Here is a 7,990-nt window from a genome sequence, read left to right on the forward strand (position 1 = left end):
AGATGCAATTTCCATATGTTCCTTATGAAACTTTCCTAATTCAGTGTATCCTCAAACGGATTATATTTACCAGATTTCCAATTTTCTGGTTTGTCCGTATCTAATTTAATAATATCTTTCTCAGAACTATATACTATAAACTTAATATTAGCAGAAACATCCCCACTAGCTTTAGATGTAACCTGTACCTCAATAGTATTAGAAATATCTTCAACACAATCTGGATCTGGTTTTCTTGCTCCACTTTGAGCTGGTGTTCCATATAGAATATCACCTTTTACCATACTAGGACAAGATTTATCTAAATGATAGTAAGTATCTCCTCTTGTCCAATATACTCTCTTGTTGATCTCTTTCTTAGTTTCAGTCATCTTTGTTGCCATACTATAATTCATTACTTGTGTAATGTTTTTTTGATTTTCTAAATAATATATAAGCTCTCTAACTCTTCTATAATCACCTTCTACACTCAAACTCATTGGTATAGCATAGAAGTTATCATAATCAACGCTGTCTTCTATAGTATAATTTATCAGCCTTATGCCTAAATCTCTTATAACCTTATCAAGTCCTATAAGGAACAAGCCATCTTCCATATCATGACTTAATCTCTTACTCTTTATCTTAGCTTCCTTAGTTAATGCATCTAATCTTTCCTGTAACATAGGTATTTTATCTAATTTCTGCTGATATTCTAATAGCTCACTTTGTACATTTTCTAAGTTAGACTTAGTAGTCTTATACTCCATAAACTTAGGATACACAAATAAATATCCATATACAGCAATTCCAACTAATACTCCTATAATTATAGCCGCAGATTTAGGACTTATATTTTGCTTAAGAATGTCTCTTTTAAATAAATTGTTCACATCCATCTGTGAAATATTTTTCTTTTCTTTTACTTCATCTATATTATTTTTATCCTTACTCACTTATAACTACACCATCCTTTATCTTAGCAGTAATACTAAAACTATAAGAATTATTAATACTTTCTTTATTTCCTGATGTTTGTTCAGTAACCCCTGAGAACTTAATGTCATCAAAATAAGGTAGTGACTTAAGGTTATGTACAAACTGTCCAACAAAAGATGGAGTTTGGGCTTTTCCTGTAATAGTTATAAAGTTGGGAACTTTTTCATATAAAGGTTGTTCCTCATTTTGTGTAGTAGTATTTTCAGATTGAGTATCTTTATCTTGATTCTCTTCACTATCTTCAATTAAATCAGCTACATAACTTAAACTTAAGTTATCTAATTGAACCTTAAATGGTATATTCTTATCTATAGCTGTAAAAATAGTTCCCCACTTTGGTTCTTTATTTATAAGCATATCATATGTTTTTACTTCGTCTTCTTTAGATTTTATATTTTTTTCTATATCATCAGTTTGATTATATTCAATTTTTACTTGTTCTATTTGTGTTTGAACTACATTTAGTTCATTTTGATTCATATCATTCATAGTACTTAACGCTATTATTGGTGAATATAAAATCGCTAACACTATAGGTACTATTTTTAGTAATTTTATCAAACTCTCTTTTCTTTGATCATTTCTTTTCATTTCCTCTGGAAGTAGATTCATTCTTAAATATGTAGATTTCTTTTCTTCTCTAAGCATACATCCTATAATTTCTACTATCATATTAAGCTGAGATTCTGATACATTTCCCTTAATATCAGCATATATATCATACAAGCTCTCTATTCCAGGTATTATCTCACTTGTAAATACACTCTTGAAACTTTCTATTATATCTTTATTGTTTGCATGTTTACCTATAAGTAAGATACTATCAACTATCTTACCGAAGTTTCTTGAAGAATAGTAATTCATAAGACCATTAGCTTCATCTACTAGCCTAATATAATCATGTACTTGTGAACTTCCATTTAATCTAGCAGGTACATTATCGTGAATATACAATGAATCTTCTTTGTATATATCAATAGCTGTACTATACTCACCAGTATTAACAATCATCATATCACTATATTCAATTTCTTTTAAAACTCTTGAATATGCAGCTGGTAATATATCTATGTATTCTAATTTTAAATTAAGTTCATTAAAAATCTTTAAGATATTAGTAATTTCTTTACTTTCTAAACCTGCTAATATTAAATCTAAAAACTTATTCCCATGTTCTTCAACTTCTCTCATTACTTCATAAGAGAATATATAATTCTGTCGATCAAGAGAAATCATTTCATCTATTTCCATAGACATAATACTATGTAAATCTTTAGGATTAATTTTAGGTATTTTATTAGATTTAACAATTACATCAAGGGTATTTAAGCATAAAACAGCTTTATTTGTTTTATATTGTTTTAATTTTAATGCATGTTTTAATAAATTATATTTATCACTATAGTCTGGCTCTATATCACTAGATGACATCAAGAAAACATCGTTTATAATGAAATTCTTTTTCTTATAAGAGCCTTCTACTATAGATATAGAATCTCCATAGTAGGATATATAAAGTTTTGTCATTAGTTATTCTCTCCTCCTAGATTGCATCATAAATACTTAACATTGGCAAGAACACACCTATAACTAAAAATGCTACCATAATACCAACTAAAACTATCATTATAGGCTCTATCATAGACACTATCCTATTTAAGTAAATTTCTGCTTCATGCTCATAAAACTCTGACATCTGATTACTTATCGTCTCTAACTGACCTGTTTGCTCACCTATCGAAAGCATTTGTATAAGAACCGGGTCAAAGTACCCTGATTTTTCAAGGTTATCAGCAATAGTCTCTCCCCTTATTATCCCATCTTTTGCATCTTGAACAGATTTTTCTGCTATTGAATTGTTTAAGCTTTCTTTTATATAGTTAAGTCCTTGCAACAAAGGGTAACCTGTTGACACAAATAAATAAAGCGCCTTAGAAAATCTCATAGATACAATCGCATTCATTCCTTTACCTAATAATGGAATTTTATTAATTAAAACATCCTTATTATGTCTACCAATCGGAGTTTTAATATATTGCTTAAGTAATAAAAATCCAACTATAATTCCTGTTAAAACTAAATACCAATAATTCTTCATAAACATACCTATATTCATTATAAGTTGACTTATCAGTGGCATTTGTGCTCCTACTTGTATAATAGATTCCATCATCTGTGGCATTATAAAACTAGTAAAAATAAATAGCATTATAAAGCTCAAAATAGCTACTAGAGTGGGATATGTAGATGCATTTTTTATTTTTTGTGTAGTTCTATGCTCTCTTTCATAGAAAGTAGCCATACTTTTTAAAACTTCTTCTAATGTTCCTGTAGCTTCACCAGTAGCAACCATCGCTGATAAAAGCTTTGGGAACTTCGACTTATCATCTAACATAGAATCTGCAAGAGTAGAACCTGATTTTATATCATTTACTATTCTAGTAATCTCTACAGATAGCACCTTATTTTCAGCCCTTTTAGCCAAACTTTCAAGACCTGTAATACTATTTATCCCAGAAGATATGATAATTGCATACTGTCTACAAAAGTGACTTATAGTGTCTGATTTAAGTTTTTTGTTAGAATTTTTATTTTCAAATAAAGAATTTTGTTTATGTTCTTTTATTTCTAATGGCCTAATTTTTTTTTCCTTTAATCTATGTCTAGCATCATTAAAATCATTAGCACTGATAATACCTTTAGTTTTTTTGCCATTTAGCATTAACGCCGTATATTTATAATTTTTCATTTAACCACCTCTTACTGAGCTGTGAATGTTACTTTTATCATTTCTTCTATTGAAGTATCACCATTTAGAACTTTAAGTGCTGCATCTGCATTTAATACTTGCATTCCATTTTGCTTAGCCTTTTCTAACATTTCATCTTCCTTAGCTCCACTATTTATTAAATTTCTTATTTCTCTATCTAACATAAGAATTTCATAAACACCTATTCTACCTTTATATCCTTGATTTGTACATCTAGGACAACCAACAGGTTTATATATAGTAATATCTTGGTCTAAAGAAATTCCTAAAGCTTGCTTTTCTCCAATTTCAGCTAAATGACCTACCTTACAATCTGGGCATAGTCTTCTTACAAGCCTTTGAGAAACAACACCTATAACAGATGATGTAAGCAAATATGCTGGGACATTCATGTCTAAAAGTCTAGAAATCGCACCTACTGCTGTATTTGCATGTAAAGTACTTAAAACTAAGTGACCTGTTAAAGCCGCTCTTATAGCAATTTCTGCTGTATTAAAGTCTCTTATCTCTCCAACCATTATAATATCTGGATCTTGACGCATAAATGCTCTTAGTGCATTACTAAAATCAAGTCCTGCTTTTACATTTATTTGAGATTGGTTAATTCCTTCTAACTCATATTCTATTGGGTCTTCTATTGTTAGTATGTTTTTTTCTATACTATTTAATTGATTTAACATTGAATATAAAGTAGTTGTTTTCCCACTACCAGTAGGACCTACAACTAATATAAGTCCATAAGGCTTGGCTAAAAGTTCATCATATAAACTTATATTATGGTCATTTAAGCCTAATCCATGTTTACCTACAAGATAACTAGCTTTATCTAAAACCCTCATAACAACTTTCTCATCTTTACTAGTAGGCATTGTAGATACCCTAAAATCTATAGTTTTATTGTCTATGATTTGAATTATTCTTCCATCTTGTGGAAGTCTTTTTTCCGATATATTAAGCCCTGCCATTATCTTAATACGGCTTACTACTGCTCGATATGGCTTGGCACTTGTTTTCATATGCTCTCTAAGTAAACCGTCTACTCTGAATCTAATTCTCATAAAATCGCCATCTTGCTCGATATGTATATCACTTGATTTTGTTCTAACAGCATTTTCTAGTACACTGTGTACTAGTCTTACAATAGGCGCTGCATTTACATCATCTTCTAAAGATAACTCATCTTTTGATACTTCTTTTTTTGTTTTTACGTATTCATTTATTGCTTTATTTAAATCTGCATTGGAGTAGCAGTTGTTTATTGCTTGATTTATTTCTCCGATACTACTTACATATGGTAATATTTCTTTTCCTGATATACGACGTATATCTTGCATAGCCATTCTGTCTTGTGGGTCAGCCATTGCTATATGTAACTTATTGTTTTCTAGTTTAAATGGAAATACTGTATATCTTTTGCATATATTTTCTGGTATCAATTTTGTCGCTGTTGGGTCTATGATTGATGGTGTTAGGTGTATGCTATCTATATTAAGTAGGTCTGTTAGTACAGATGTTAGTGTTTCTGCACTTATTAGTCCTTGTTCTATTAATATTTCTCCGACTCTTTTTCCTGTTCTTCGCTGTAGTGATAGGGCTCTTTCTAGTTGTTCGTTGATTATATATCCACTTTCTACTAGTTTATCTCCTATTCTTACCTTTTGTGCCATATTTTTCACCTCGTCTCTGTATTATTATATCATCAAAGTTCTTGCGATAATGTAAGTTTCTATAAAAAAACAGGAAGAATTCTTCCTGTTTTTTACTACATATCTGTATTTTCTATAAGTTCTAACTTTATAGTTTTGTTTGTTATATCTGAGACTTTATTACCACCTATGTCATCCTTTAGTTTATTTACCTGTTCATCCGTTGCTTTAACATCTGTTATTGTTAGATATAATGTATTATTCTCTAAATCCAAAGTATATGTTCCTCCAAATTTAGCCTCCGTTGGAACACTATCCATATAATCTGCTAATTTTTTATTCCATTCTGTCGTTACTTCGCTGCCTTCTATTTCTTCTGTTGTTGTTGTTGGCATTTCATTTTTATCTGCATAATAACTTAATACTGCACTCTTTATTGAACTATAATCTGATTCTACATCTGCTACTTTTGCCTTATTTATATTTTTTAGTAATGCTGGTACTGCTACTACTGCTAATATTCCTATTATTGCTATTACTACTAATAGCTCTACTAGAGTAAATCCTTTATTGTTCTTTTTCTTATTTAACATTTTTTAATTCTCCCTCCTATTTTTCTCTCTAATAATACTCATTTTTTTACCCTTTAAATATGTTTTTAGTAATTTTAGGTATAAAAAATGACTATAATCATTTCATCATGAGTATAGTCGTCGGTTGCGCTACTAACTCCACACATCCCAAGCGCCCAAATATAGAATATGTTTCTAAGTTCCAAATATAGAATATTTTAGTATAATTATATATCACTAAATAACGGTATGTCAATTCAAAACATCCCTAACATTACTATAATTTGTAAATTTTTCATATATTTAAAATCAACATAATACCTTTTTAAGAAAAAAATACACCTTATTTATAATAAATAAGGTGTATATAATAATATCGTTAATTAGAATAATATACTAACAGACTCGTTAGAGAATATCTTCTTTATAGCATTTCCAAATAAAGGAGCTACAGTTTTTATTTGTATCTTTTCTATTTTCTTTTCTTCTGGAAGTTGTATAGTATCAAGTACTATTAACTCAGTTATAGCTGAACCTTCTATTCTTTCTATTGCTGGTCCTGATAATACACCATGTGTACAACAAGCATAAACATCCTTAGCACCGAATTCCTTAAGTGCATTAGCTGCATTTACTATTGTTCCAGCTGTATCTATCATATCGTCTAATAATATAACATTTTTGCCTTTAACTTCACCTATTATGTTCATTACTTCACATACGTTAGCCTTAGGTCTTCTCTTGTCTATTATAGCTATTGGAACATCTCCATCTAAGCTATTAGCAAATTTTCTAGATCTTGTAACACTTCCTAAATCAGGAGATACTACTACTAAATCTTCTATGTTCTTTTCGTTAAAGTAATCTGCTAATATTGTTCCACCTAGTAAATGATCTAGAGGTATATCAAAGTATCCTTGTATTTGAGCAGCATGTAAATCCATTGTCAATACTCTGTCTGCTCCTGCCGCTGTTATTAGGTTTGCAACTAATTTAGCTGTGATTGGATCTCTTGCCTTAGCTTTTCTATCTTGTCTTGCATATCCATAATAAGGAATAACTGCTGTTACTCTTCCTGCTGATGCTCTTCTTAATGCATCTATCATTATTAATAATTCCATTAGATTCTCGTTTACAGGGCAGTTTGTTGATTGAACTACGAATACATCGCATCCTCTTACTGTTTCATTTATGTTTACAGATATTTCTCCGTCACTAAATGTTCCTACTTCACAATCTGATAATGGTACTCCTATATAATCAGCTATTTTTTGAGCTAACTCTTTAGATGAATTTCCTGCAAGTATTTTGATTTCGCTTCCGCTAGTATTCATTGGTATCCTCCCGAAAATTTTTAAACATTTGTTATATTTATTAAAAATTCAAGGCTATAGTGCCTGAAAATAATAAGCTATTTAATTACTAATCTTTGTCTATTTGATTTTTCTTTTCTACCCATCCTTCTTTGATAACCTGTCTTTGTCTTGCTATTGCTAATGCTCCTTGTGGAACATCGTCCGTTATTGTTGAACCTGTAGCTATATATCCTTTTTCCTCTATTTTTACTGGTGCAACTAAGTTAGAGTTTGAGCCTATAAATGCTCCATCTTTTACTACAGATTTAAATTTATTTTTACCATCGTAGTTTACAAATACTACTCCGCATCCTATATTTACGTTCTTTCCAACGTGTGCATCTCCTATATATGAAAGATGTGATGCTTTAGAATTGTCTTCTATTGTAGCATTTTTAACTTCTACGAAGTCTCCTATTTTTACGTTATTTCCTATGTTACTATTTGGTCTTAAGTATGCATATGGTCCTACTGCTGTGTTTTCTCCAACTATACTATCTACTATTGTTGAATTTTCTACTTCTGTATAATCACCTATTTGTGAATTTGTTATACTAGAGTTCATTCCAATTATACAGCTTGAACCTATTTTTGTATTTCCTATTAACATAGCTCCTGGATATACTATAGTGTCGTTTCCTATTTCAACACCTGACTCTATATATGTTG

General features: G+C 30.1%; 6 protein-coding genes, 1 pseudogene and 1 riboswitch. All 7 genes and pseudogenes read right to left on the bottom strand.

Going from position 1 to position 7,990, the window contains the following annotated elements; genetic code table 11:
* Positions 1 to 35 precede the first annotated feature (35 nt).
* Positions 36 to 935 (bottom strand): type 4a pilus biogenesis protein PilO, encoded by a 900-nt coding sequence (gene pilO / locus VLM92_RS07535; protein WP_325275723.1) that lies wholly within the window; start codon positions 933 to 935, stop codon positions 36 to 38.
* Positions 928 to 2,505: a PilN domain-containing protein gene (locus VLM92_RS07540; protein ID WP_325275724.1), complete on the bottom strand. Its 1,578-nt coding sequence runs from the start codon at positions 2,503 to 2,505 to the stop codon at positions 928 to 930. The genes pilO and VLM92_RS07540 overlap by 8 nt, the downstream gene beginning before the upstream one ends.
* Before the next feature lie 16 nt (positions 2,506 to 2,521).
* The gene (locus VLM92_RS07545) at positions 2,522 to 3,727 is read right to left on the bottom strand and encodes a type II secretion system F family protein (protein ID WP_325275725.1); all 1,206 of its coding nucleotides are present in this window, start codon (positions 3,725 to 3,727) and stop codon (positions 2,522 to 2,524) included.
* A gap of 11 nt (positions 3,728 to 3,738) precedes the next feature.
* A complete protein-coding gene (locus tag VLM92_RS07550) occupies positions 3,739 to 5,415 on the bottom strand; it encodes a GspE/PulE family protein (RefSeq protein ID WP_325275726.1) in 1,677 nt (558 codons plus the stop codon).
* 95 nt (positions 5,416 to 5,510) lie between these two features.
* The gene (locus tag VLM92_RS07555; protein WP_325275727.1) at positions 5,511 to 5,987 is read right to left on the bottom strand and encodes a type II secretion system protein; all 477 of its coding nucleotides are present in this window, start codon (positions 5,985 to 5,987) and stop codon (positions 5,511 to 5,513) included.
* A gap of 109 nt (positions 5,988 to 6,096) precedes the next feature.
* A riboswitch (cyclic di-GMP riboswitch) is annotated at positions 6,097 to 6,180 on the bottom strand.
* Between the two features lie 169 nt (positions 6,181 to 6,349).
* Positions 6,350 to 7,300, bottom strand: coding sequence for a ribose-phosphate pyrophosphokinase (locus tag VLM92_RS07560; protein ID WP_325275728.1), 951 nt, complete (start codon positions 7,298 to 7,300; stop codon positions 6,350 to 6,352).
* Positions 7,301 to 7,388: 88 nt separating this feature from the next.
* A pseudogene (gene glmU / locus VLM92_RS07565) lies at positions 7,389 to 7,990 on the bottom strand (bifunctional UDP-N-acetylglucosamine diphosphorylase/glucosamine-1-phosphate N-acetyltransferase GlmU); the annotation flags it as partial.

It is taken from the genome of Romboutsia sp., assembly GCF_035470145.1.
Classification (GTDB): Bacteria; Bacillota; Clostridia; order Peptostreptococcales; family Peptostreptococcaceae; genus Romboutsia_D.